Origin of the sequence: Geodermatophilus marinus, from assembly GCF_003428645.1 — a bacterium.
Lineage (GTDB): Bacteria > Actinomycetota > Actinomycetes > Mycobacteriales > Geodermatophilaceae > Geodermatophilus.
Window position 1 is genome coordinate 18935 of sequence record NZ_QVQH01000017.1, and the last position, 22563, is coordinate 41497.

The window sequence follows — 22563 nt, forward strand, 5'->3', positions numbered from 1 at the left end:
GCCGCTGCGGGCCCCTCCCGGACCCGGGAGGGGGCCCGCAGCCGCATCCGGCGCGGGCGTGCGGGGCGCCGCGTCAGCCGGCCCGGCGGTCCTGCAGCGCCGGGTAGTCGGTGTAACCCTCGGCGCCGGGGCTGTAGAACAGGTGCGGCCGCGGCTCGTTCTCCGGGTGCTCGCCCGCCCACCGCTCGACGAGGTCCGGGTTGGCGATCACCGGGCGGCCCACGGCGACGGCGTCGGCGTGCGCGGCCTCGACCAGCGCCACCGCCTCCGCGCGGGTCGTGACCGAGCCGAAGCCGCTGTTGACCACCAGCGGCCCGCCGAAGCGGCGGCGCAACTCCTGCACCAGGTCGCCCGCGGGCTCGCGGTGCAGCACCGACAGGTAGGCCAGGCCCAGCGGGCGCAGCTGGTCGAGCAGCGCGCCGTAGGTGGCCCGGACGTCGTCCCGGTCGGTCTCGAGGGCGTCCTGGATGCCGTGCTCCGGCGAGATGCGCAGGCCGACGCGGCCGGCGCCGATCGCCGCGGCCACCGCCGTCACCACCTGGACGACGAAGCGGGCGCGGTTCTCCGGTGACCCCCCGTACTCGTCGGTGCGCACGTTGGCCGCCGGGGACAGGAACTCGTGCAGCAGGTAGCCGTTGGCGCCGTGGACCTCCACGCCGTCCAGCCCGGCCTCGACCGCCCGGCGGGACGCGGCGACGAAGTCGGCCACGGTCCCCCGCGCCTCCTCGACGGTCAGGGCGTGCGGCACCGGGTAGAGCTGCTTTCCCTTCTCGGTGTGCCCCGCGCCGTCGATGGCGATCGCGCTGGGGGCCACCACGCGCCGCCCGCCGTTGACGTCGGGGTGGGTGACCCGGCCGCCGTGCATCACCTGCAGGACGACCCGGCCGCCACGGGCGTGCACCGCGTCGGCGACCCGCCGCCAGCCGGCGACCTGATCGCCGGTGACGATGCCGGGCTGGCCGACGAAGGCCTGGCCCTCGCGGTTCGGGTAGGTGCCCTCGGTGACGACCAGCCCCACGCCGGCGCGCTGCCGGTAGTGCTCGACGACGAGGTCGCCGGGCACGCCGGAGGCGCCCGAGCGCATCCGGGTCAGCGGCGCCATGACGACGCGGTTGGCGAGCTCGAGGTCGCCCAGGGTCACGGGGGAGAAGAGGTCCACGGGGGTGCCGACGTCCCGGGGGGGGCCGGCCATTCCGCACCGCGACCGGCATCACGCGCGGGCCCCGGCCCGGCCGGTCGACGCCGGGGCACCGGCACGTCCGGCGTGCCCGCCGGCGCGCGGACGTGGCCGCGGCGTCGCTGCCCGTCGCCGACACGCGGTGCGGCTGCCCGCCCGGCGCCGGCCGGTTGCGCCGAGCGGCGCCGGGCGGGACGGCGGACCCGCGCTGGTCGGCGCGGCGGTGCCCCTCCCGGGCCGGCCCGGGAGGGCCGCCGAGGCGGCGGACGGCGCCCCCGCGGACCCGGTCGCCGCGATTGTCACGGGGGGGTCACGCCCCTAGCGTGACTGCGTCCGGCCGGTCGTCACCTCCCCAGCCGGGGAGGCCGCGCCGGGTGCCGCCGAGTCGCACCCACCACGGTGGGGCGAGCCGGGGACCCACCTGCACCACCGGGGTGAGTCCCACCCCCGAGCCCGCTCGGGGGTGGGTAGGGCACTCCCAGCCCGAACCCGTCAGCTGACCTGGTAGGCGGCCAGGGGAGAACGGAGAGTCACCCGCCCGGGGCCCTCAGAGGCCCGCGGCGCCGCAGTCCGGGCCCGTCGCGCTCCCGGCTGCCCATCCAGCAGGCCCAGCCGCCCCGCTGCACCGAGCCACAGGCGCCCCTGCGCGCCGCGCCGGAGCCGTTCCGCGCTCCGGAGGTGCCGCGCGCCGGCTGCTGACCCCTGCCCGCCCAGGCCTCGTGCCGCGTTGCCCTGTCCTGCGCCGGGGCGCCCTCCGACGGGCGCGCCCGGTCACCCGCACACCCAGGAGACCTCTCCGATGCACGACACCACCCAGCACGACACCACCCAGCACGACACCACCCAGCACGACACCACCGACGCGACCCGGCGGTCGCACGGCCGCCGGGCCCTGCGCCTGCTGACCGCGGTCGGCGCCCTGTCCCTGGCCGTCACCTTCGCCGGCCAGTCGGCCGCTCAGGCCGCCCCCGGCGACGACCGCGGCGGCTGGTCCCAGGACCGGGACGGCGACCGGGGGAGCTGGCGCGGCGGCGCGGAGCCGGCCGCCGCACCGGCACCCGCCCCGGCCCCGGCACCGGCCCCGGCGCCCGCGCCGGCTCCTGCCCCGGCCCCCGCCCCGGCCCCGGCCCCGGCGCCGGCTCCGGCGGGCGGCACGGAGCAGGCCTACAAGGACTACGCGCTGTCGGCGCTCGGCGGCGACGCCACGCAGTTCTCCTGCCTGGAGCAGCTGTGGGAGCGGGAGAGCAGCTGGAACCCGGACGCGCAGAACCCGACCAGCACCGCGTACGGCATCGCCCAGTTCCTCGACTCGACCTGGGCCGGCACCGGCATCGCCAAGACGTCGGACCCGTACCGGCAGATCGACGCGGGTCTGATCTACATCGAGAACCGCTACGGCAGCGCCTGCGCGGCCTGGGGCCACTTCCAGGCCAACAACTGGTACTGACCGGCACGACCGAGGGCCCTCCCCGGCCGGGGAGGGCCCTCGGCCCGGTCGTCAGGCCACCGCTCGGCGGCGGGTGACCACCGCCCCGGCGACGGTGGCGACGACGACCCACCCGGTGAGGACCAGCGCCGGCGTGGCCCCCGACCCGGTCTCCGCCAGCCGCAGGACCGCCGCGGTCGGGTCGAGCCTCTCGGTGATCTCGGGGCGGAAGGCCTGCACGACGGGCAGCACCCCCAGCACCACGAGGTAGGTGCCGGTCAGGGCGGCGGGCGCGTTGGCGACCGCGGCGCCGATGCCGGCCCCGGTGACGGCGAACGCCGCGCCGGAGACGACGGCCACGGCCAGCACCCGGCCGACGCCGTCCCAGGCCGCGGTCGGCTCGAACACGGCCAGGACAGCGGCGGAGGTGGCGGCCGAGACGGCGGCCAGCCCGGCGCCGAGCAGGGCCACGGAGGCCGCCTTGGCGGCGAGCACCCGCCCCCGCTGCGGGGTGAGCAGGAACGTCGTCTGCACGGTGCGGTGGGTCCACTCCCCGGCGGTGGAGAGCACGCCGAGGGCCAGCAGCACCAGCGCGGTGAGCATGCCCATCATCGCCAGCGGCGACGCGACCGCGAGGAGCGGGTCCTCGCTGACGGCCGAGGCCAGTGCCGCGCCCGCGGGGGGCAGCAGCGCGGCGGCCACGGCGAGCGACCGGCCGGACCGGGTGGACAGGGACTTGCGGACCTCGAGGCCCACGAGGGTGGCGGGACCGGCGGCGCCGGCGCGGACGGCCGGGCGGTGCGCGGTGGACGGGGGGGTGAGGACGGCGGTCACGGGGTGCTCCTGGGGTCAGAGGTGGTCGGGATCGGGCGGCGGCCGGCTCAGGCGGCCGCGGTCAGCTGGAGGAACAGGTCCTCGAGGCCGTGCTGCGCGGGGCGCAGGTCGACCAGGGCGAGGCCGGCGGAGGCGGCGACCGCGCCCACCTGCGCGGGGGTCGCGCCGGCGACGGTCAGCCGGCCGTCGGGCTCGGCGGTGACGGCGTGCCCGCGGGCCTCGAGCAGCGACCGCAGGTCGGCCGGGCGCTCGGCGCGGACGACGGTCCCGTCGGCACCGAGCAGCTCGGTGACGGAGCCGTCCGCCACGACCCGGCCCCCGCCGATGACCAGGAGCCGGTCCACGGTGTGCTCGACCTCGCCCAGGAGGTGGCTGGAGAGCAGCACCGTCCCGCCGCGGGCGGCGTGCTCGCGCAGCAGGTCGCGCATCCAGCGGATCCCCTCGGGGTCCAGGCCGTTGGCCGGCTCGTCGAAGACCAGCACCGGCGGGTCGGCCAGCAGCGCGCCGGCGATGCCGAGCCGCTGCCGCATGCCGAGGGAGTAGCCGCCGACCCGGCGGCGCCCGGCGTCGGCCAGCCCGACCAGGTCCAGCACCTCGTCGACCCGGTCGGCCGGGACGCCGATCGCGGCGGCCAGCAGCCGCAGGTGCGTCCGCCCGGTGCGGCCGGGGTGCACGGCCGAGGCGTCGAGCAGGGTGCCCACGACGGCGCCGGGGTTGGGCAGCTCGGGGTAGGGCCGGCCGTCGACCAGGGCGGTGCCGGAGGTGGCCGGGACCAGGCCGGTCATCATCCGCATCGTCGTGGTCTTGCCGGCCCCGTTCGGGCCGAGGAAGCCGGTGACCGTGCCCGGCTCCAGGGTGAAGGACACGTCGGCGACGACGGTGCGCTCGCCGTACTGCTTGGTCAGGCCGCTGACCTCGATCATCGGGGTTCCTCCTCGGGGTTCTCGTTCCGGGGAGGAGCCTGTCGCGAGGCGGCCGGTCCCCGCGTCGGCCGGGCGGTCAGGACCGGGGTCACCAGGAGTCGCGCAGCCGTCATCCGGAAGTGGACACGCGCCGCGACGACCGGCCGACCCGGGGGCGGGGAGGCCCGCCCTACGCTCCGCTGCGTGGGCATCCGGGCGCGCGTGTGGCCGGGGCTGCGCCGGCGCGGCGTGGCCCTGGAGGTCCTCATCGCCCTGCTGTCGGGCCTCAGCGTGGCCGCGGGCGCCGGCACGCCGGACGCCGTCCTCCCCGACGCGCTGCTCGCCGTCGGCGCCGGGGTCCTGGCGCTGCTGCTCCTGCTGCTGCGCCGCCGCGCACCGCTGGTCCCCTTCGCCGCGGCCGTGCTGCTCACCGCGGGTTCGCCGGCGGTGATCGCCGCGCTGCCGTTCAGCGCCTACGCGATGGGCCGGTGGGAGGACCGGTGGCCGGTGCGGTGGGCCGCCGCGGTCGTCGCCGCGGTGGCGCTCTTCCAGCCGTGGAGCCCCGGCACCTGGCAGGACGTCGCCGGCGCCGTGGGCAACCTCGGGTTGGCGGTGCTCCTGCCGGGCGCGGTCGGCGCCTGGGTGCGGACCCGCGCCGAGCTCATGACCGCGCTGACCGAGCGGGCCGAGCGGGCCGAGGCCGAGCGCGAGCTGCTGGCCCGGGACGCCGTCCTGACCGAGCGGACCCGCATCGCCCGCGAGATGCACGACGCGGTCGGCCACCGGGTGAGCCTCATGGTGCTGCAGGCCGGCGCGATCGAGGTCGCCGCCGGGGACCCGGCCCGGGTCGAGCAGCTGGCCGCCCAGGTGCAGACCGCCGGGCGGCAGGCGCTGGAGGAGCTGCGCCAGATGGTCGGCGTCCTCCGCGGCGGGGAGGCCGGCGAGGCCGCGCCGCGGGGCCCGCAGCCGGGCCTGGCGGACCTGCCCGCGCTGGTCCGCGACGCCCGGGACGCGGGCCTGCCGGTGGAGCTCGCCGGGTCCGCGACGGGGCCGGTCGACCCCGCGGCGGGCCGGGCGGCCTACCGCATCGTGCAGGAGGCGCTGACCAACGCCGGCAAGCACGCCCCCGGGGCACCGGTCACGGTGGCCGTCGAGCAGCCCGGCGGCGAGCTGCTCGTCCGCGTGGTCAACCGGGCCCCGGCCGCCGTCCCCGAGGCCCCGGTCTCCGGCGGCTACGGGCTGGTGGGGCTGGCCGAGCGGGTGCGCACGCTGGGCGGCCGCTTCCGGGCCGAGCCGCGGCTGGACGGCGGGTTCGTGGTGGAGGCGGTCCTGCCCGCCGGACCGGACGGGAGATCATGAGCGACATCCGGGTGCTGCTGGTCGACGACGAGGAGCTGGTGCGCTTCGGCCTGCGCACCGTGCTGGAGTCGGTGGGCGGGTTCGAGGTGGTCGGGGAGGCCGGGGACGGCGCCGCCGGGGTGCGGGCCGCCCGGGAGCTGCGGCCCGACGTCGTGCTCACCGACATCCGGATGCCGGGCGTCGACGGGCTGGAGGCGACGCGGCAGATCCTGGCGCTGCCGGACCCGCCGCAGGTCGCCGTCCTCACGACCTTCCACCTCGACGAGTACGTCTACGCGGCGCTCGCCGCCGGAGCGGCCGGGTTCCTGCTCAAGGACACCCCGCCGCGGGAGATCGCCGCCGCCGTGCGCGCGGTGGCCGACGGCACCGCCGCGCTCTCCCCCGCCGTGACCGCGGCGCTCATCGACTCCTACGTCGACCGGCGGGCCGCCCCCCGCCGGGCCGCCGCGCAGCAGCGGGTGGCCGCCCTGTCGGAGCGGGAGCGCGAGGTGCTGCGCCTGCTGGGGACCGGCGAGCCGAACGCCGGGATCGCCGGCCGGCTGTTCGTCAGCGAGGCGACGGTCAAGACCTACGTCTCCCGGCTGCTGACCAAGCTCGAGCTCGCCAACCGCACCCAGGCGGCGATCCTCGCCCACGAGGCCGGCCTGCTCGAGGGCTGACCGCGGTCACCTCCCCAGCGCGGCGTACACCGCGGCCAGGTACGCCTCCGCCCGTGGCGAGCCGACGATGCCCGGCGCCATGCGGTTCATCACGTAGCTGGTCGTCACCCGGCGGTCGGTGTCCATGACGATCATCGAGCCGCCCCAGCCCCCCCAGAAGCAGGTCCGCCCCCCGGGCAGGTACGGCACGGCCCCCGAGGGCGCGAGCCCGAAGCCGATGCCGAACCGGAGCGGCACGCCCAGCACGAGGTCGACGCCGTCGGCCTGGACGTCGAAGACCAGGTCGAGCGTCTTCTCCGAGAGCAGCCGGACGTCGCCGGCCTGGCCGCCGAGCGACACCACCCGCATGACGTCGAGGACGCCCTTCGCGTTGCCGTGCCCGTTGAGCGCCCCCATGTCGGCGGCCCGCCAGGGGCCGTGTTGGCCTTGGCGGCGTCGGCCACCGGGCCGGTGAAGCAGCGCAGCATGGGGCTCGCCGGGTCCAGGGCGGCCAGGTCGAAGGGCAGCGGCGGCGGGGGGACGACGGGCGCGATGCGGTCGGCGTCCTCCTCGCGGGCACCGATCCGGAAGTCCGCGCCCAGCGGCGCGGCGAGCTCCTCGGCCACGTACTGCCGCAGCGACCGGCCGTCGACGCGGCGCACCACCTCGCCGAGCAGGTGCCCCTGGTTCTGCGCGTGGTAGCCGGACGCCGTGCCGGGCTCCCACCAGGGGGCCTGGGTCGCCAGCCGGGCGACCGAGGTGTCCCAGTCGTACATCTCCTCGACGGTGAACGGCGGGTCCCACCCGGCGACGCCGGAGGTGTGCGCCATCAGGTGCCGGACCAGGACGCCGTCCTTGCCGTTCGCGGCGAACTCGGGCCAGTACTCGGCGACCGGCGCGTGCACGTCGACCCGGCCCTGCTCGACCAGGGTGAGCACGGCCAGCGCGGTGACCGCCTTCGTCGTCGACCAGACGTTGACGATGGTGTCCCGGGTCCACGGCGTCGTGCGCGCCTCGTCGCGCCACCCGCCCCAGATGTCGACGACGGTCTCCCCGTCGACGTCGACGGCGATCGACGCGCCCAGCTCCTCGTCGTCGAGCTGGGCGGCGAGCGCGTCGCGCACCCCGCCGAACCGGTCGTGGACGGTCCCGTGGACCTCGGCCATGGCGCTCTCCCGGGGTACCGGCACGGCCCCGATGCCGCGCCGGCGGGATCAGACCACGGCCCGAGCCGCCCGGGCAACGCCCGCGGGCGCCCCGAACCGGGCAACGCCCGCGGGCGCCCCGAACCGGCGGTGATCATGGGGATCTCGCCGGCCCGGGCGGCGTGGCGTCGCGTGTCACCGGCAAGAAGCCCATGATCACGGCGGGAGGAGGCGGTCAGGTCACGGCGGGAGGAGGCGGTCAGGTCACGGCGGGAGGAGGCGGTCAGGTCACGGCGGGAGGAGGCGGTCAGATCACGGCGGAGGGGGCGGTCGGGCGGGAGGGGACGGTCAGGCCGCGACGGTCTCCATCGCCTCGGCGGTGAGCCGGGCCGAGCGCAGCCGGCCCTCCACGCCGGGCACCTGGTGGGCGACGACCAGCTCGTCGGCGTCGGCCTCGCGGGCGAACGCGGTCAGCTGCTCCCGGACCTCGGCGGGGGTGCCGAGGGCGGTGTGCGTGAGCATGGTGTCCACGTGCCGGCCGGCACCGGAGGAGAGCAGCAGCTCGGCCTCGTCGTCGGAGAGCGACCGGCCCTGCCCGAACAGGCCCACGGCCAGGTTCCGGCGGACGGCGGCGTACGCGTCCTCCGCGGCGGCACGGCTGTCGGTGGCCACGACGTTGACCCCGGCGATCACGTAGGGCTCCGCGAGCTGCTCGGAAGGCCGGAACTCCCGCCGGTAGGCCTCCACCGCCGGTCGCAGCATCGCGGGGGCGAAGTGCGAGGCGAAGGCGTACGGCAGGCCGAGTGCCGCGGCGAGGGTGGCGCCGAACATCGACGAGCCGAGCACGTAGAGCGGGACGTCGGAGCCCTTGCCCGGGATCGCGTCGACGCCGGGTACCCGCGACCGGCCGGTGAGGTAGCCCTGCAGCTCGAGCACGTCCTGCGGGAAGCGGTCGGCGGACGCCGGGTCGCGGCGCAGCGCGTACGCGGTGTTCTGGTCCGACCCCGGTGCCCGGCCCAGCCCCAGGTCGATCCGGCCCGGGTACATGGCCTCGAGGGTGCCGAACTGCTCGGCGATGGTCAGCGGCGAGTGGTTGGGCAGCATGACGCCGCCGGCGCCGAGCCGGATCGTCGAGGTCCGCGCGCCGACGTGCGCGATGAGCACGCTGGTCGCCGACGAGGCGATCGTCGGCATGTTGTGGTGCTCGGCGTACCAGACCCGCCGGTAGCCGGCCTCCTCCGCGGCCCGGGCCAGGGCGACGCTGGCCGCGATGCTGTCGGACGCGGTCCCGCCACGGGCGATCGGCGCCAGGTCGAGCACGGACAGGGGCAGGGTCATGCGGGTGCTCCTCGGTTCCGGCGTCGGTGCGCGCGGGGCACCCCGCGCGCACGGTCTGCCCGCTGCAACCGGCCCCGCGGCCGGCTCCTTCCCGGCGGCCGCCCGCCCCGGAGGGGTGAACCGCCCCACGCCGGCGCTCCAGCAGGACACCCGGACGGCCGAGAGGGGGGTGGACGAGAGGGGGCACCATGCGCAGACAGCGCACGGCAGCCGAGGAGCAGATCGCCGAGCTGCTGGTCACGGCCAAGAGGTCCCTGCACCTGTCGGTGGCCTTCCTCAGCCGGCTCGACGGCACCACCCAGCACCTGGAGGTGGTCGAGTCCTCGGTGCCGCTGCTCGTGCAGGAGAAGGCCCGGGTCCGCCAGGACACGTCCTTCTGCCAGGCCATCCTCGACGGGCGGCTGCCCACCGTCATCCCCGACGTGAAGCGGTTCCCGGCAGCCATGGCGCTGCCGTCCGCCCGGATCCCCCGGATCCGCAGCTACGTCTCCACGCCGGTGACGCTCTCCGACGGCACCCTCTACGGCACCTTCTGCGCCTTCGGCTTCACCTCCGACAAGGAGCTGGGCAGGCGTGACGAGGCCCTCATGGAGGTCCTCGCCTCCGCCGCCTCGGTGATCATCGAGCCGGAGGTCCGGGCGCAGCAGGAGCGGGACGCGGTCGAGGGGCGGCTGGGACCGGTCGTCGAGGCCGGGGGCCCCGTGGTCGCGCTGCAGCCGATCGTCGACCTGGCCAGCGGCCGGCGGGTGGGCGCCGAGGCGTTGTCCCGGTTCCCCGCGGAGTGGGGTCTGGCACCGGACGTGGTGTTCGAGCAGGCCCACCGCATCGGCTGGGGGCACCGGATGGAGTTGCTCGCCCTCGCCGGCGCCGCCGCCCACCTGGAGCGGGTCGGCGGCTACGTGGCGATGAACGTCTCCCCCGCGACCCTGCTGCGGCCGGAGTGCGCCGACCTGCTCCGCGGCCTGCCCCTGGACCGCGTGCTGCTCGAGCTCTCCGAGCACGAGGCGGTCGAGGACTACGACGCGCTGGCCGCGGCGCTGGGCCCGTTCCGGGCCGCCGGCATGCGGCTGGCCATCGACGACGTCGGGGCCGGGTTCTCCTCGCTGCGGCACATCGTGGTCACCTCGCCCGACGTCATCAAGCTCGACCGCAGCGTGGTGACCGGCCTGGGCGCGGACCCGGTGCTGTCCACGCTGGTCTCCTCGCTGGTCACCTTCGGCCGCGGCTGCGGTGCCGCGGTCGTCGCCGAGGGGGTGGAGACCGCGGAGGACGCCGCGTCGCTGCTCGCCCTGGGCGTCGACCTGGGCCAGGGCTGGTTCTTCGGCCGGCCCGGCCCGCCGGAGGCGCTGGACGCCGCCGGCCCCGCGGTACCCGCGGTCCGCGAACCGGTCGTCCCGGTCAGCCGCTGACCTCGTCGTACTCGGGCCCCACCGCGCCGGTCCGCAGCTCACCGGCCCGCCGGTAGGTCAGCAGCAGCACGCCGGTCGGCGTGACCTCGTGCGCGGTCAGCTCCCACCCACCGGGCACGGCACCGCTACCGAACAACCGCTTGCCCTCCCCCACGACCACCGGTGCGACGACCAGCCGCAGCTCGTCGACGAGGTCGGCGCGCAGCAGCGTCTGGAGCAGCCCGGGCGAACCGTGCACCTGCAGCTCGCCGCCGTCGGTGGCCGTGAGGGCGCGCACGGCCTCGACGACGTCCCCCTCGACGAGCCGGGAGCCCGACCAGTCGAGGGTGGTCAGCGTGCGCGAGGCCACGTGCTTGGGCTTGGTGTTCAGCCCGGCGGAGACCGCGTCCCCCTCCACGGGCACCTGCGGCCAGGCGGCGGCGAAGATCTCGTAGGTGCCGCGGCCGAGCAGGAAGTCCTGGGCGCCGCCGAACCAGGCGTCCATCCGCGCACCGAGCGTCTCGTCGTAGTGCGGGACCAGCCAGCCGCCGGCGCGGAAGCCGCCGGAGGTGTCCTCGTCCGGTCCGCCGGGGGCCTGGCAGACCCCGTCCATCGTCAGGAACATCGTGGCGACGAGCGGTCGCATGGTGGGTCCTCCCGCGTCATGGGCGGATCCGGCGACCCGCCCCCGGAGCACAGACCCGGCACGGGCGCCGTTCTCATCGCCGCGTCCCACCCGGAGGGGGGACCGCGCACCGGCGGTGCGTCGATCATCTAGTGACTCAGCGTGACGGCGCGGCGGGCGTCCCCCAGACCTGGGGAGTCCCAGGACACGCCCGGTGCGTGTCTCATCGCCGTGCCCGCCGGACCGCGACGGGCACGGACGGCGCCGGTGCCCGGTTCCGCCCGCCGACGGACACGGGGGTCCACGATGAAGCGCACCACCAGCCTGCTCACCACCGGGGCCCTGGGCCTCGGGTCCTTCGCCCTGCTCAGCACCGTCGCACCCGGCATCGCCGGTGCCAACGGCTGCGGCGTCACCACCCTGGACCTGGCGCAGCTCGAGGCGTCCTTCTCCAGCCCGCTGTCGGGGGTGGGGGGCGGGGCCACCGCGGAGATGCTGCCCGACGGGCTGCGGCTCACCACGCCCGCCGACGACCCCGACGCGGAGGCCTACGCCGCGTACTTCATGGACGGGCTGCAGATCCCGCTGGCCGAGGCCACCGCCCAGTCGAACTTCGTCCTCGACGCCACCCTGGCCGCAGGTCAGCCGATCGCGAACCACCCCACGTACGAGCTCTACCTCGACCTCGACGCCACCGACGGGATCGACCCCGACGAGGCCCTGCTCGTGTACTGGCAGCCGGCCGCCGGCGACCCGGACGGTATCTGGTGGAGCGCCTTCGGCCCGCTCAGCGAGCTCGACCCGGAGAGCATCGAGGGCACCGACGAGGCCACCCTCGTCGACGTCAGCGCCGCCTACCCGACCGCCACGATCACCGCCTTCGGCTTCCAGCTCCTCTACCAGGCCGGCGCCGACGTGACCGTCCACGGCCTGACCTTCGGCTGCAACGACTTCGTGCTCGGCTCGGGCCCGGTCGACCCCGTCAACGAGCCGCCGACCGCCGCCTTCACCGCCACCGGCGACGGCACCGCCCGGACGTTCACCGCGACGGCGTCGGACCCCGACGGCACGGTCGAGCGCTACACCTGGGACTTCGGTGACGGGTCGGCGCCGGTCGACGGGGGTGCCGAGATCAGCCACACCTACGCCGCCTCGGGCAGCTACACCGTCACCCTCACCGTCGCCGACGACGCCGGCGCCGAGTTCTCGACCCAGCTGGCGGTCACCGTGACCGTCCCGGGCACCGGGGGGCCGACCGACCCGACCGACCCGACCGACCCGGCGGACCCGACCGAGTACGGCAGCCCGCTGCCGAACACCGGTGCCGACGTGCTCGGCCTGGCCGCGATCGGCGGCCTGGTCCTCGCCGGTGGTGGCGCCGGCCTCGTCGCCAGCCGCCGCCGCCGCGCCGGCTCGGCCTCCTGACCGCACCCGCTGCCCCCGCCCGCCGGTCCCGACCGGCGGGCGGGCGGCCCGTCGGTCGGGGGGACCGATGATCCGCAGGCTCGTCCACGGGCTCTCCGAGCTGGCCGTCACCGCCGGTGCGGTGCTGCTGCTCCTCGTCGTCCACGAGGTCTGGATCACCGACCTGTTCAGCGACGGGGCGCAGGAGCAGGTCGCCGAGGAGCTGCGGGAGGAGTGGTCCCGCCCCGGCGCCGGTCCCGCCGGCCCGGCCCTCGGGGAGGGCTTCGCCTTCCTGCACGTCCCCCGCTTCGGGTCCGACTGGACCCGGGCGGTCGTCGAGGGTGTCGACCCCGCCGAGCTCGACGAGGGCCCGGGCCACTACCCGGGGACGGCGATGCCCGGGGAGCAGGGCAATTTCGCCATGGCCGGCCACCGCGTCGGCCGGGGCAGCCCCTTCCTCGCCCTCGACGTCCTCCGGCCGGGTGATGCCGTGGTGGTGGAGACGGCGGACGCCTGGCACGTCTACCGGGTCACCACCACGTCGGTCGTCGACCCGTCCGAGAACCGGGTGGTCTCCCCCACTCCCGGGGGTCCGCCGGGAGGCCCGCCCACCGGGGCGTTCCTGACCATGACCACCTGCCACCCGAAGTTCTCCACCCGGGAGCGGCTGGTGGTGCACGCCGAGCTGGAGGGCTCGGTCCCGAGGACCGACGCGCCGCAGGGTCCCGCGGCGCTGCAGGAGGTGTGAGCGGTGTACGCGTGGATCTGGCGGCACCTGCCCGGCGGTACCGGCGTACGGGCGGGAACGGCCGTGCTGCTGGTGCTGGCGGTGGCGGCGCTGCTGCTGTTCGTCGTCTTCCCGGCGGTCTCCGAGCACGTGCAGGTGTGGCAGCCGTCCCTGTGACGTGCGCCGGAGCGCACCTGCTCAGGCGGCCAGCGCCACCTGCCGGTCGGCGGCCGCGACCAGGGCCGCGTAGCGGCCACCCGCGGCGAGCAGCTCCTCGTGGGTGCCGGTCTCGACCACCCGGCCGGCGTCCAGGACGGCGATGCGGTCGGCACCGCGGACCGTGGAGAGCCGGTGCGCGACGGTGATCGTGGTCCGCCCCCGGCCGGCCTCGTCCAGGGCCTCCTGGACCGCGCGCTCGGTGGCGGTGTCGAGCGCGCTCGTCGCCTCGTCGAGCACCAGCACCCGCGGGTCGCGCAGCAGCGTGCGCGCGATGGCCAGCCGCTGCTTCTCCCCGCCGGAGAAGCGGTGCCCGCGGGCGCCGACGACGGTGTCGTAGCCGTCGGGCAGCGCCGCGATCACCTCGTGCACCCGGGCCAGGCGGGCGGCGGCCGATCTCGCCGTCCGTGGCGCCGGGCCGGGCGTGCCGGAGGTTCTCCCGCACGGTGGTGTGCAGCAGGTAGGTCTCCTGGGCGACGACGCCGACGAGCCGGGCGACGGTGGCCAGCGGGAGGTCGCGCAGGTCGACGCCGTCGATGCGCACCCGCCCGGCGGTCGGGTCGGCCAGCCGGGCCACCAGCGAGGCCAGCGTGCTCTTTCCCGACCCGGTCGCCCCCACCAGGGCGAGCGACCCCCCGGCGGGCACGGCCAGGTCGACGCCGGCCACGGCGGGCCGGTGCCCGTCGGGGTAGGTGAACCACACGCCCTCGAAGGCGACCTCGCCGCGCGCCCGCGCCGGGTCGAAGGGGACCGGGGAGACCGGGTCGTCGACGTCCACCGGCAGGTCGAGGTACTCGAACACCCGGCTGAACAGCGCCATCGAGCTGGTCACCGAGACGCCGACGTCGAGCAGCCCCATGAGCGGGCGGAACAGCGCTCCCTGCAGGGTGGTGAAGGCGACCAGGGTGCCGATGGTCATGCCACCGGAGGTCGCCGGCAGGCCGGCGGCGAGATAGATCAGCGCCGGGATGCCGGCGAAGACGATGCTCATGGTGGCCATCCGCCAGCGGCCGGCCAGCTGGGAGCGCACCTCCAGGCCCACGAGGTCGGCCGACGTCGCCGCGAACCGCCGGGACTGGGCGGGCCCGGCACCCAGCGTCTTGCCGAGCAGCACGCCGCTGACGCTCAGCCCCTCCTCCACCTGGGCGTGCAGGTCGGCGAGGTGCCGCTGCCGCTGGGCGGTGACCGCGCGCCGCATCCGCGCCACCTTGCGGGTGAGCAGGACGGCGGGCGGGAGGACGACGAGGGACAGCAGCGACAGCCGCCACGACAGGGCCACCATCGCGACCACCGTGCCGACGACCGTGGTCGCGTTGGCGGCCAGCGACGTCGCGGTGGAGGTCACCACCGACTGCATCCCGCCGATGTCGTTGGTGAGCCGGGACTGCACCTCGCCGCCGCGCGTCCGGGTGAAGAAGCCCAGCGCCTGGCGCTGGAGGTGCTCGAAGACCGCCGTCCGCAGCCCGTGCATGACGCGCTGGCCGACGGTCGTGGACAGCCAGGTCTGCACCACCCCGAGGACGGCGGTGCTCGCCGCGACGCCGAGCATCCCCGCCACGGCGAGGGTCAGCAGCCCGACGTCCTGCCGGGGGATGGCCTCGTCGATGACCAGCCGGACGAGGAACGGCGTCGCCAGCGCAACGGCCGAGGAGACGACGATGAGCGCCACCACGACCGCGACCTGCCAGCGGTAGGGGACGAACAGCGCGGTCACCCGGCGCAGCGGCACCGGGGAGCGCTCGAGCTGGGCGCGGTCGGCGGGGTCGACGGTGCGCCCCGACCGCCCCCCGCCCCCGGGTCGGTCCATGCTCTCGATGACGACCACCTCCGAGATGGTGAGGCTACCTCACGGTGAGGCAACCTCGGGTCCCTCGCTAGCATTCCCCCGTGCGCGAGGACGAGGACACCGCCGCGCTCGGCGACCTGCTCATGCGGGCCGCGCGGGCCCAGCGCCGCCGCTGGCGGGACGTCCTGGCGCCCTGGGACCTCTCCCCCCACCAGGCCCGCGCGCTGCGCGTCGTGTGCGGGTCCGCGGGCACCCGCCCCTCGGACCTCGCCGGGGCGCTGCGCATCGCCCCCCGTTCGGCCACCGAGGTCGCCGACGCGCTGCAGGCCCGCGGGCTGGTCGAGCGGCTCCCCGACCCCACCGACCGGCGGGCCGTCGTCCTGCGGCCGACCCCGGCGGGACGGCGGGTGCAGGCCGAGGTGGACGCCGCGCGGGCGGCCGACAGCCGGGCGCTGTTCGAGCGCCTGGACCCGGCCGACCGGGCGGCGCTGGCCCGCGCGCTGCGCCGGCTCGCCGAGGACTGACCCCGCGCCCCGGGAGGTGCGACCATCGGCACCGTGGGCGAGCCGGTGCGACCCGAGGACCTGCGGGTGTCCGACCCCGAGCGGGCGGTCGTGCAGGAGCGGCTGCGCCGCGCGGTGGCGGCCGGGCAGCTGGACCTGCACGAGTTCGACACCCGGGTGCAGTCGGTCTGGGCGGCGCGGACCCGCGGCGAGCTGGCCCGGGTGACCCGCGACCTGCCCGAGCCGCCCCCGCCGCCGCCGGCCCCGAAGCCGCCCCCGCCGCTCGGCCGGGTGTTCTCCTCCGACGCGGCCGGCACGGCCATGCGCGTGCTCACCATCGTCTTCGCGAGCATCGCGGCGGTGAACCTGGTGGTGTGGGGCCTGGTCGCGGGCACCACCGACGCCTCGGTGTACCCCTGGTGGGTCTGGACGGCCGGCCCGCCCGCCGCCGCGCTCGCCGTGCTGTACCTGGTCGGCATCGGCCGGCCGCGCCGCTGACGCCGGTCGCACCGCGGCGCTAGCGTGCGGCCGTGCCCGAGACCCTCTCCCGCCGCCGGGTGCTGGACCTGCGCCTGCACGCCCAGCAGCTCGGCCGGCCCGCGGGGTCGGTGGCCGGCACGGCGGTGCTCGACCTGGGCGTGCAGGACACCGGCCCGGACGGCGGCCGGTGGGCACTGGCGCTGCGCGGCGTCGACGTCGCCGCCCTCGCCCCCGACGAGCTGGTCACCGCCTGGACCCTCCGCGGGGCCCCGCACCTGTACCGGCGGGCCGACCTCGCCGGGGTCGTCGCGGCCACCGCCCCGTTCTCCGAGGCCGACGCCGCCAAGCGCATCCACGACGCGGCCCGGCCGCTGCGCGCCGCGGGGATCCCGGTGCTCACCGCCCTCGACACCGTCGCCGCGGCGATGCGGGCGGCCGTCCGGGAGCCGACCGCCAAGGGCGAGCTCTCGGCCCGGCTGACCAGGGAGCTGCCCGAGCCCTACCTGCGGTACTGCCGGCCGTGCGGGGCCACCCACCTGTTCGAGCAGCCGTTCCGGCTCGCCGCCCTGCGCGCCGGGCTGGAGCTGGAACCGGGCACCTCCCCGCCGGTGCTCCGCCCGGTGCCGGGCCTGCGACCGGCGGCGGGGACCCCGGCCGCCCTCGACGTGGTGCGCGGCTGCCTGCGGCTGCTCGGCCCCACCACCCCGGCCCTCGTCGCCGCCTACCTCGAGGCCCCGGTGGCCGACGTCCGGGCCCGCTGGCCGGAGGAGGCCGTCGAGGTGGCCGTCGACGGGGCGCGGCGGTGGCTGCTCGCGGCCGACGCCGAGCGGGCCGCCGGCGTCCCCGCCGCCGAGGGGGTGCTGCTGCTGGGGCCGTTCGACCCGTTCCTGCAGGCCCGCGACCGCGACCTGCTGGTGTCCGACGCCGAGCGGGCCCGGCAGCTGTGGCCGGTGCTCGGCCGGCCCGGCGCCGTGCTGGCCGACGGTGAGCCGGTCGGGGCCTGGCGCCCCCGGGCGGCCGGACGGCGGCTGACCGTCACCGCCGAGCTCTGGCGGCGCCCGACCGCGCGGCTGCGGGCCGGCGTCGAGGAGGGCGCCGCGCGGCTGGCCGCCCACCGGGGGGTGACCCTCGCCGCGGTCGAGCTCACCGGCTGAGGCTCAGCCGGCCAGCACCGCCCAGCCGTGCGCCGGCAGCCGCACCCGCGCCCCCGGCCCGGCGTCCACGACCTCGCCCTGCCCGGCCAGCAGCGCCCCGGCGCCGGGGGCGGGCAGCTCGGCCGCGGCGGACGAGACGCTGAGCGCGACGACGAGCCGCCCGCCGTCGCCGCGGGACTCGTAGGCGAACACGTCGTCGGCCAGGTGCAGCGGCGCGGTGCGGGCGGTGTGCAGCCACCGGTGCCGGCGGCGCAGCCCGATCAGCTCCTGGTGCAGCCGGTAGGTCGGCGCGCCCAGCGGGGAGAGCTCGCCCGGGCCGGCGGGGAAGGCCGGGCGGACGGCGTCGTCCCCGCCGGCCCGGTCCTCCTTGACCCCGCGGAAGGCGTGCTCGTCACCGGCGTAGACCACCGGGGTCCCGCCGACGGTCATCAGCACGGCGAGGGCGTGCGCCAGGTGCCGCTCGTCGGTCAGCCGGCTGGCGATCCGGGTGACGTCGTGGTTGCCGAGGAAGGTGAGCGGCACGAACGTGTCGAGGAAGCCGTCGTGCCGGCCCAGCGCGTGCGACAGCTCGTGGAAGTTGCCGTCGTTGAGCGCGCTCCAGACGGCCTTCCACAGCTCGTACTGGGTCACCGAGTCCACGCCGGACTCCCGCACGAACGCCGGGTAGTCGCCGTGGATGACCTCGCCGGTGAGGTAGGCGTCGGGGTGGGCGGCGCGCACGCGCGGCAGCACGGTCGCCCAGAACCGCGGGGGGACGGCGTAGGCGGCGTCCAGGCGCCAGCCGTCGGCACCGCGCGCGAGCCAGTGCGTCATCACGTCGGTGACCAGGTCGGCGACGGCCGGCTCGCGGTGGTCGAGGGCGACCAGCCGGTGGTGCCCCTCGAAGGTGTCGGCCTGCGGCTCGCCGCCCGGCTGCGGCCAGGTCAGGCGGAACCACGACGCGGTCGGCGCGGCGGGCCCCTGCTCCACCACCGCGCGGAAGGCCGGGTGGCCGCGGCCGACGTGGTTGAAGACGCCGTCGAGCAGCACCCGGAGGCCGCGGGCGTGCGCCGCGGCGAACAGGGCGTCGAGGTCGGCCTCGTCGCCGAGCCGCGGGTCCACGCGGAAGTGGTCCACGGTGTCGTAGCCGTGGGTCTCCGAGGCGAACACCGGCCCCAGCAGCAGCCCGGAGGCGCCGAGCTCGACGGCGTGGTCCAGCCAGGGCTCCAGGCGGGGCAGCCGGTGGGTGGTCCCTGCGGCGGCCTCCCCGGTCGCTTCCCGCTCGGCCCCGAGGAAGCCCAGCGGGTAGACATGCCACCAGACGGCGTCCTGCACCCAGCCCGGCACGGTCCTCCCCACGGTCGCCCTGCGCGTCGGGCCGACCCTAGCCCGGCGCCCCGCGCGGGACCGCGGCGCCGGGGACGGGGTCTTCCGCCGGTGGATATCTCAGCGCTAAGGTATCTGCCCATGAGTGCGCCGCCCCGCCGGGTCCGCATCGGCATCGACACCGGGGGGACGTTCACCGACGTCGTCGCGGTGGACGAGGAGACCGGGCAGACCACGACCACCAAGACGCCGTCCACCCCCGCCGACCCGGCCGAGGGCTTCCTCGCCGGCGTCCGCAAGGTCCTCGACCTCATGGGCCTCGAGGGCGACGCGGTGACCGCCGTCAGCCACGGGACGACGGTCGCCACCAACCAGCTGCTCGAGGGCAAGCTCGACCGGATCGGGTTCATCACCACCGAGGGCTACGAGTCGGTGCTGGAGATCGCCCGCCAGTCGGTGCCCGACGGCTACGGCAACAGCTACTTCTGGGTCAAGCCGCCGCGGATCGTCCCGGCCGACCTGGTCCGCACGGTCCGCGGCCGGCTGGACCCCACCGGTGCGGAGGTCCGCCCGCTCGACGAGGACGACGCCCGCGCCGCGGCCCGCTTCTTCGCCGACGCCGGCATCACCACGATCGGCGTGTGCTTCCTGCACGCCTACGCGAACGACGCCCACGAGCGCCGGGTGCTCGAGGTGATCCGCGAGGAGCACCCCGACGCCGTCGTCTCGATCAGCTCCGAGGTGCTGCGCGAGTACCGCGAGTACGAGCGCTCGGTCACCACGCTGGTCGACGCCGGGGTCAAGCCCAAGGTCGGCGCCTACGTCACGAACATCCGCACCCGGCTCGACGAGATCGCCCCGGGCGTGCCGTTCTACGTGATGAAGAGCAACGGCGGCGTGCTCTCGGCCCAGGAGGTCGTGCACCAGCCGATCACCACGATGCTCTCCGGCCCGGCCGCCGGCGCCCTGGGCGCGGCGCTGATCGCCGGGACGGCGGGCTTCGACCGGGTGCTCACCTGCGACGGCGGCGGCACCTCCACCGACGTCACCGTGGTCGTCGACGGCGAGCCGACGCTGACCACCGAGGGCTCGGTCGGCGACTACCCGTCCAAGATCCCGATGATCGATGTCGTCACCGTCGGCGCGGGCGGCGGCTCGATCGCCTGGATCTCGCCCGAGGGCACGCTGAAGGTCGGCCCGCAGAGCGCCGGCGCCGACCCGGGCCCGATCTGCTACCCCGACGGCGGCGACGAGCCCACCGTCACCGACGCGCACGTCGTCCTCGGCCGGATCCCCCCGCACCTGCTCGGCGGGGAGATCCCGCTGTCGGTCGAGGCCGCCCGGAAGGGCCTGGCGGCGCTCGGCGGCGAGCTCGACCTCTCCCTGGAGCGCGCCGCGACCGGGATCCTGGAGATCTCCGCGTGGAACCAGGCCAACGCGCTGCGCCAGGTGACCGTGGCCCGGGGCCTGGACGTCCGCGACTTCACCCTCACCACGTTCGGCGGCTCCGGCTCGCTGCTGGCCTGCCGGCTGATGGACATCCTCGGCCTGCCGCGCACCCTGGTGCCGCCGAACCCGGGCAACGTCAGCGCGTTCGGGCTGCTGACCGTCGACGTCCGCAACGACTACGTGCAGACCGTCGTCAGCAAGCACGCCGACCTCGACCTCGACCGGGTGCGGGGGGTCTACGCCGACCTGGAGGAGCAGGCGCACGTCGCGCTCGACGGCGAGGGCTTCGCCCGCGCCGAGCAGCGGATGCAGCGGACGGCGGACCTGCGCTACGTGGGCCAGGCGTTCGAGGTCCGCGTCCCGGTCGCCGACGGCGAGCTCGACGCCGCGGCGGCCGAGGAGGTCGCCCAGGCCTTCCACGCCGCGCACCGGCAGCTCTACGGCTACGACTTCGCCGACGACCCGCGCCAGGCCGTGGAGTGGGTGAACCTCCGGGTGAGCGGGATCGGGCCGATCCGCCGTCCCGACGTCGTCGAGCTGCCGGGACGGGACGGCGGGACGGACCGGGCCGTCACGGGCTCGCGGCGGGTGTTCTTCGACGCTGTGCAGTCGTCGCCCTCCTCCGGAGGCGACTGGGTGGACACCCCCACCTACGACCGGCCCGCCCTCGCCCCGGGCGACGTGGTGAGCGGCCCGGCGATCATCGAGGAGTTCGGCTCGACCGTCCCGGTGCACCCGGGCTTCGCCGCCACCGTCGACACGTACGGCAACCTGCTGCTCACGAAGGAGTCCGGGCGATGAGCGCCTTCCCCACCGGGGACCTGACCGACGGCGAGGTCCAGGCCGATCCCGTCCTCGTCGAGATCGTCGCCGGCACGCTGGCCGCGATCGAGAAGGAGGTCGAGACCTCCATCGGGCGCACGTCGCGCTCGCCGATGATCCGCGACGCGCACGACTTCCGCGCCGGCATCCACGACCGGAACCTGCGCAAGCTCACCGGGCGGTCGTACTCGGCGCTGGTGCACCCCGTCGTCCGCGACTACCCGATCGAGCAGATGAACGTCGGGGACGTCTTCTTCCACAACGACGTCTACGCCTCCGAGGGCGGCATCGGCCACCTGCCGGACCTCTGCGTCACCGTGCCGGTGTTCGCGCACGTGGACGGCGAGCAGCGCGTGGTCGCCTTCATCCAGGCCTTCGGCCACCACGACGACATCGGCGGCGCGGTGCCCGGGTCGATGCCCTCGGCGGCGACCAGCGTGTACGAGGAGGGCCTGATGGTCCCCCCGATCAAGCTGTGGGACCGCGGCGTGCCCAACGAGAGCGCGCTGAAGATCATGACCCGCAACTCGCGGATGCCCGACTCGCTGGCCGCCGACCTCGACGCCGAGTGCTCGGCCTGCCTGGCCGGCGCCCGGCGGCTGGGCGAGCTGTTCGACCGGTACGGCGTGGCCGCGGTGGAGGCCTGCTTCGACGCGATCCTGGCCGGCTCCACCGAGGTCTACCGGCGGGAGATCCTCTCGCAGATCCCCGACGGCACCTACGTCTGGGAGGACTACGCCGAGCACGACGGCGTGGAGGAGCCGAAGCTGCACCGGCAGCGGATCACGCTGACCATGGACTCGACGGCCGACGTCCCCCTGGTCATCGACTTCACCGGCACCGGCCCGCAGGCCAAGGGCCCGATCAACCACTGCGGCGACTACGCCGACGGCAACTTCCTCAAGAAGTGGCTGGCGCCGATCCTGCGCAACCTGGCCGAGACGCCCGAGCGGATGGCCCAGCTCGACGTCAACGAGGGCGTCGTGCCGCTGATCGAGATGCGGTTCCCGGAGAAGGGCACGCTGCTCACCCCGGTCTTCCCGGCGCCGACCAACGCCCGGACGTTCGTGATCCTGCGGCTGCTCGGCGTCCTGGCCGGCGTGCTGGCCAAGGCCACCGGCGGCCGGATGCCCGCCGACCAGGAGACGATCCGCTACACCGGCGTCTACGGCACCGACGCAGACGGCCAGCCCTACCTCATGCGCGAGGTGCTGGGCGGCGGCTCGGGCGGGCGGTACTACGCCGACGGCGAGGACACCATCCACGTCGTCCCCGACTCGCGGAACCTGCCGACCGAGTTCACCGAGGGCCGGTTCCCGCTGCGGGTGGAGCGGCTGGGCCTCGCGCTGGACTCCGGCGGTCCCGGGCGCTACCGCGGCGGCTGCGGCTACGAGAAGCACATCCGGGTGCTGCGCGACGCGCACTTCATGTCGATCGCCGACCGCTCGATCCTGGCCTGCTGGGGCGTCAAGGGCGGCAAGGCCGGGCGGCCGTTCCAGATCACCGTCGACCCGGGCGGTCCGGACGAGCACGACGTCGACGCGCTCGCCGACGCCGAGCCGCTGACGGCCGGCACCGTGGTCCGGATCCGGACGACGGGCGGCGGCGGCTGGGGCGACCCGCTGGACCGGCCGGTCGAGGAGGTGCTGCGGGACATCGCCTGGCGCAAGGTGTCGGTGGCCGGCGCCCGGGAGGACTACGGCGTCGTCGTGCGGGACGACGGCTCGTGCGACGAGGCGGCCACCGAGGAGCTGCGCGCGTCGGTGCGGGCCGCCCGCACCGGGGACGAGCCGTTCTTCGACCGCGGCCCCGGCTACGCCACCCTCTCCGGCGGCGCGGCCTTCAACGAGTTCGACCTGCTGTGACGAGGACCCCCTGCCCCCAC

General features: G+C 76.3%; 19 protein-coding genes, 3 pseudogenes and 1 riboswitch. Of the genes and pseudogenes, 12 read left to right on the top strand and 10 right to left on the bottom strand.

The genetic code is table 11. The features are described from left to right. Positions 1-73 precede the first annotated feature (73 nt). Positions 74-1192 (bottom strand): alkene reductase, encoded by a 1119-nt coding sequence (locus D0Z06_RS17130; protein WP_233517762.1) that lies wholly within the window; start codon positions 1190-1192, stop codon positions 74-76. A gap of 353 nt (positions 1193-1545) precedes the next feature. Next, positions 1546-1703, top strand: a riboswitch (cyclic di-AMP (ydaO/yuaA leader). A gap of 273 nt (positions 1704-1976) precedes the next feature. On the opposite strand from D0Z06_RS17130, the gene D0Z06_RS17135 reads away from it, so the two are divergent. After that, positions 1977-2624 carry an aggregation-promoting factor C-terminal-like domain-containing protein gene (locus tag D0Z06_RS17135; protein ID WP_117378766.1) on the top strand — a complete coding sequence of 216 codons (648 nt, stop codon included), beginning with the start codon at positions 1977-1979 and terminating at the stop codon, positions 2622-2624. A gap of 51 nt (positions 2625-2675) precedes the next feature. Here the strand turns inward: D0Z06_RS17135 and D0Z06_RS25455 are convergent, their stop codons facing one another. Both D0Z06_RS25455 and D0Z06_RS17145 read right to left on the bottom strand, forming a co-directional pair. After that, a complete protein-coding gene (locus tag D0Z06_RS25455) occupies positions 2676-3437 on the bottom strand; it encodes a hypothetical protein (protein ID WP_158580016.1) in 762 nt (253 codons plus the stop codon). Positions 3438-3484: 47 nt separating this feature from the next. Then, entirely contained in the window at positions 3485-4360 is an 876-nt protein-coding gene (locus D0Z06_RS17145) for an ABC transporter ATP-binding protein (protein ID WP_117378767.1), read from the bottom strand. 183 nt (positions 4361-4543) lie between these two features. Between D0Z06_RS17145 and D0Z06_RS17150 the strand changes: the two genes are divergently transcribed. Both D0Z06_RS17150 and D0Z06_RS17155 read left to right on the top strand, forming a co-directional pair. Then, positions 4544-5698, top strand: a complete 1155-nt coding sequence (locus D0Z06_RS17150; protein ID WP_117378768.1) for a sensor histidine kinase — start codon at positions 4544-4546, stop codon at positions 5696-5698. Next, the gene (locus D0Z06_RS17155; protein ID WP_117378769.1) at positions 5695-6357 is read left to right on the top strand and encodes a response regulator transcription factor; all 663 of its coding nucleotides are present in this window, start codon (positions 5695-5697) and stop codon (positions 6355-6357) included. The genes D0Z06_RS17150 and D0Z06_RS17155 overlap by 4 nt, the downstream gene beginning before the upstream one ends. A gap of 129 nt (positions 6358-6486) precedes the next feature. On the opposite strand, the pseudogene D0Z06_RS27180 reads toward D0Z06_RS17155, so the two are convergent. From D0Z06_RS27180 to D0Z06_RS17165, 3 genes and pseudogenes are all read right to left on the bottom strand, one after another. Continuing rightward, positions 6487-6753, bottom strand: a pseudogene (locus D0Z06_RS27180) (serine hydrolase); the annotation flags it as partial. Positions 6754-6935: 182 nt separating this feature from the next. Further along, a pseudogene (locus tag D0Z06_RS27185) lies at positions 6936-7502 on the bottom strand (serine hydrolase domain-containing protein); the annotation flags it as partial. 327 nt (positions 7503-7829) lie between these two features. Continuing rightward, on the bottom strand, positions 7830-8819 hold the full coding sequence (locus tag D0Z06_RS17165; RefSeq protein ID WP_117378770.1) for an LLM class flavin-dependent oxidoreductase: 990 nt from the start codon (positions 8817-8819) through the stop codon (positions 7830-7832). A 188-nt stretch (positions 8820-9007) separates the two neighbouring features. Between D0Z06_RS17165 and D0Z06_RS17170 the strand changes: the two genes are divergently transcribed. Then, positions 9008-10228 carry an EAL domain-containing protein gene (locus D0Z06_RS17170; RefSeq protein ID WP_117378771.1) on the top strand — a complete coding sequence of 407 codons (1221 nt, stop codon included), beginning with the start codon at positions 9008-9010 and terminating at the stop codon, positions 10226-10228. Here the strand turns inward: D0Z06_RS17170 and D0Z06_RS17175 are convergent. Next, entirely contained in the window at positions 10218-10853 is a 636-nt protein-coding gene (locus D0Z06_RS17175; protein WP_117378772.1) for a dihydrofolate reductase family protein, read from the bottom strand. The two genes, D0Z06_RS17170 and D0Z06_RS17175, sit on opposite strands and share 11 nt — an antisense overlap. 285 nt (positions 10854-11138) lie before the next feature. Between D0Z06_RS17175 and D0Z06_RS17180 the strand changes: the two genes are divergently transcribed. The 3 genes from D0Z06_RS17180 to D0Z06_RS25890 all read left to right on the top strand — a co-directional run bounded on the left by D0Z06_RS17180 (position 11139) and on the right by D0Z06_RS25890 (position 13140). After that, entirely contained in the window at positions 11139-12257 is a 1119-nt protein-coding gene (locus D0Z06_RS17180; protein WP_117378773.1) for a PKD domain-containing protein, read from the top strand. Positions 12258-12324: 67 nt separating this feature from the next. After that, positions 12325-12984, top strand: coding sequence for a class E sortase (locus D0Z06_RS17185; RefSeq protein ID WP_117378774.1), 660 nt, complete (start codon positions 12325-12327; stop codon positions 12982-12984). A 3-nt stretch (positions 12985-12987) separates the two neighbouring features. Continuing rightward, the gene (locus D0Z06_RS25890; protein WP_199522379.1) at positions 12988-13140 is read left to right on the top strand and encodes a hypothetical protein; all 153 of its coding nucleotides are present in this window, start codon (positions 12988-12990) and stop codon (positions 13138-13140) included. 21 nt (positions 13141-13161) lie between these two features. Here the strand turns inward: D0Z06_RS25890 and D0Z06_RS26970 are convergent, their stop codons facing one another. Both D0Z06_RS26970 and D0Z06_RS17190 read right to left on the bottom strand, forming a co-directional pair. Then, entirely contained in the window at positions 13162-13551 is a 390-nt protein-coding gene (locus D0Z06_RS26970) for an ATP-binding cassette domain-containing protein (RefSeq protein ID WP_304999761.1), read from the bottom strand. 85 nt (positions 13552-13636) lie between these two features. Continuing rightward, positions 13637-14986: pseudogene (locus tag D0Z06_RS17190) on the bottom strand (ABC transporter transmembrane domain-containing protein); the annotation flags it as partial. Positions 14987-15066: 80 nt separating this feature from the next. On the opposite strand from D0Z06_RS17190, the gene D0Z06_RS17195 reads away from it, so the two are divergent. From D0Z06_RS17195 to D0Z06_RS17205, 3 genes are read left to right on the top strand one after another with little or no spacing between them, the layout of a single operon-like run. Continuing rightward, positions 15067-15489, top strand: a complete 423-nt coding sequence (locus tag D0Z06_RS17195; RefSeq protein ID WP_233517764.1) for a MarR family winged helix-turn-helix transcriptional regulator — start codon at positions 15067-15069, stop codon at positions 15487-15489. A 33-nt stretch (positions 15490-15522) separates the two neighbouring features. Further along, on the top strand, positions 15523-15966 hold the full coding sequence (locus D0Z06_RS17200) for a DUF1707 SHOCT-like domain-containing protein (RefSeq protein WP_158580017.1): 444 nt from the start codon (positions 15523-15525) through the stop codon (positions 15964-15966). Positions 15967-15998: 32 nt separating this feature from the next. Continuing rightward, positions 15999-17102 carry a DNA glycosylase AlkZ-like family protein gene (locus D0Z06_RS17205; protein WP_117378776.1) on the top strand — a complete coding sequence of 368 codons (1104 nt, stop codon included), beginning with the start codon at positions 15999-16001 and terminating at the stop codon, positions 17100-17102. A gap of 3 nt (positions 17103-17105) precedes the next feature. Here D0Z06_RS17205 and D0Z06_RS17210 read toward each other — a convergent pair whose 3' ends face one another. Then, positions 17106-18428, bottom strand: a complete 1323-nt coding sequence (locus D0Z06_RS17210) for an alpha-amylase family glycosyl hydrolase (protein ID WP_117378777.1) — start codon at positions 18426-18428, stop codon at positions 17106-17108. A 120-nt stretch (positions 18429-18548) separates the two neighbouring features. Between D0Z06_RS17210 and D0Z06_RS17215 the strand changes: the two genes are divergently transcribed. Together D0Z06_RS17215 and D0Z06_RS17220 are read left to right on the top strand one after the other, a co-directional pair. After that, positions 18549-20657 carry a hydantoinase/oxoprolinase family protein gene (locus tag D0Z06_RS17215; protein WP_117378778.1) on the top strand — a complete coding sequence of 703 codons (2109 nt, stop codon included), beginning with the start codon at positions 18549-18551 and terminating at the stop codon, positions 20655-20657. Continuing rightward, positions 20654-22543 carry a hydantoinase B/oxoprolinase family protein gene (locus D0Z06_RS17220; RefSeq protein ID WP_117378779.1) on the top strand — a complete coding sequence of 630 codons (1890 nt, stop codon included), beginning with the start codon at positions 20654-20656 and terminating at the stop codon, positions 22541-22543. Before D0Z06_RS17215 ends, D0Z06_RS17220 begins: the two co-directional genes overlap by 4 nt. Positions 22544-22563: the final 20 nt, after the last annotated feature.

Bases quoted from the DNA above. Each gene is read 5' to 3' on its own strand.
- D0Z06_RS17130 (WP_233517762.1), bottom strand. From the start codon at position 1,192: ATGGCCGGCCCCCCCCGGGACGTCGGCACCCCCGTGGACCTCTTCTCC.
- D0Z06_RS17135 (WP_117378766.1), top strand. From the start codon at position 1,977: ATGCACGACACCACCCAGCACGACACCACCCAGCACGACACCACCCAG.
- D0Z06_RS17145 (WP_117378767.1), bottom strand. From the start codon at position 4,360: ATGATCGAGGTCAGCGGCCTGACCAAGCAGTACGGCGAGCGCACCGTC.
- D0Z06_RS17155 (WP_117378769.1), top strand. From the start codon at position 5,695: ATGAGCGACATCCGGGTGCTGCTGGTCGACGACGAGGAGCTGGTGCGC.
- D0Z06_RS17165 (WP_117378770.1), bottom strand. From the start codon at position 8,819: ATGACCCTGCCCCTGTCCGTGCTCGACCTGGCGCCGATCGCCCGTGGC.
- D0Z06_RS17170 (WP_117378771.1), top strand. From the start codon at position 9,008: ATGCGCAGACAGCGCACGGCAGCCGAGGAGCAGATCGCCGAGCTGCTG.
- D0Z06_RS17175 (WP_117378772.1), bottom strand. From the start codon at position 10,853: ATGCGACCGCTCGTCGCCACGATGTTCCTGACGATGGACGGGGTCTGC.
- D0Z06_RS17180 (WP_117378773.1), top strand. From the start codon at position 11,139: ATGAAGCGCACCACCAGCCTGCTCACCACCGGGGCCCTGGGCCTCGGG.
- D0Z06_RS17185 (WP_117378774.1), top strand. From the start codon at position 12,325: ATGATCCGCAGGCTCGTCCACGGGCTCTCCGAGCTGGCCGTCACCGCC.
- D0Z06_RS17215 (WP_117378778.1), top strand. From the start codon at position 18,549: ATGAGTGCGCCGCCCCGCCGGGTCCGCATCGGCATCGACACCGGGGGG.
- D0Z06_RS17220 (WP_117378779.1), top strand. From the start codon at position 20,654: ATGAGCGCCTTCCCCACCGGGGACCTGACCGACGGCGAGGTCCAGGCC.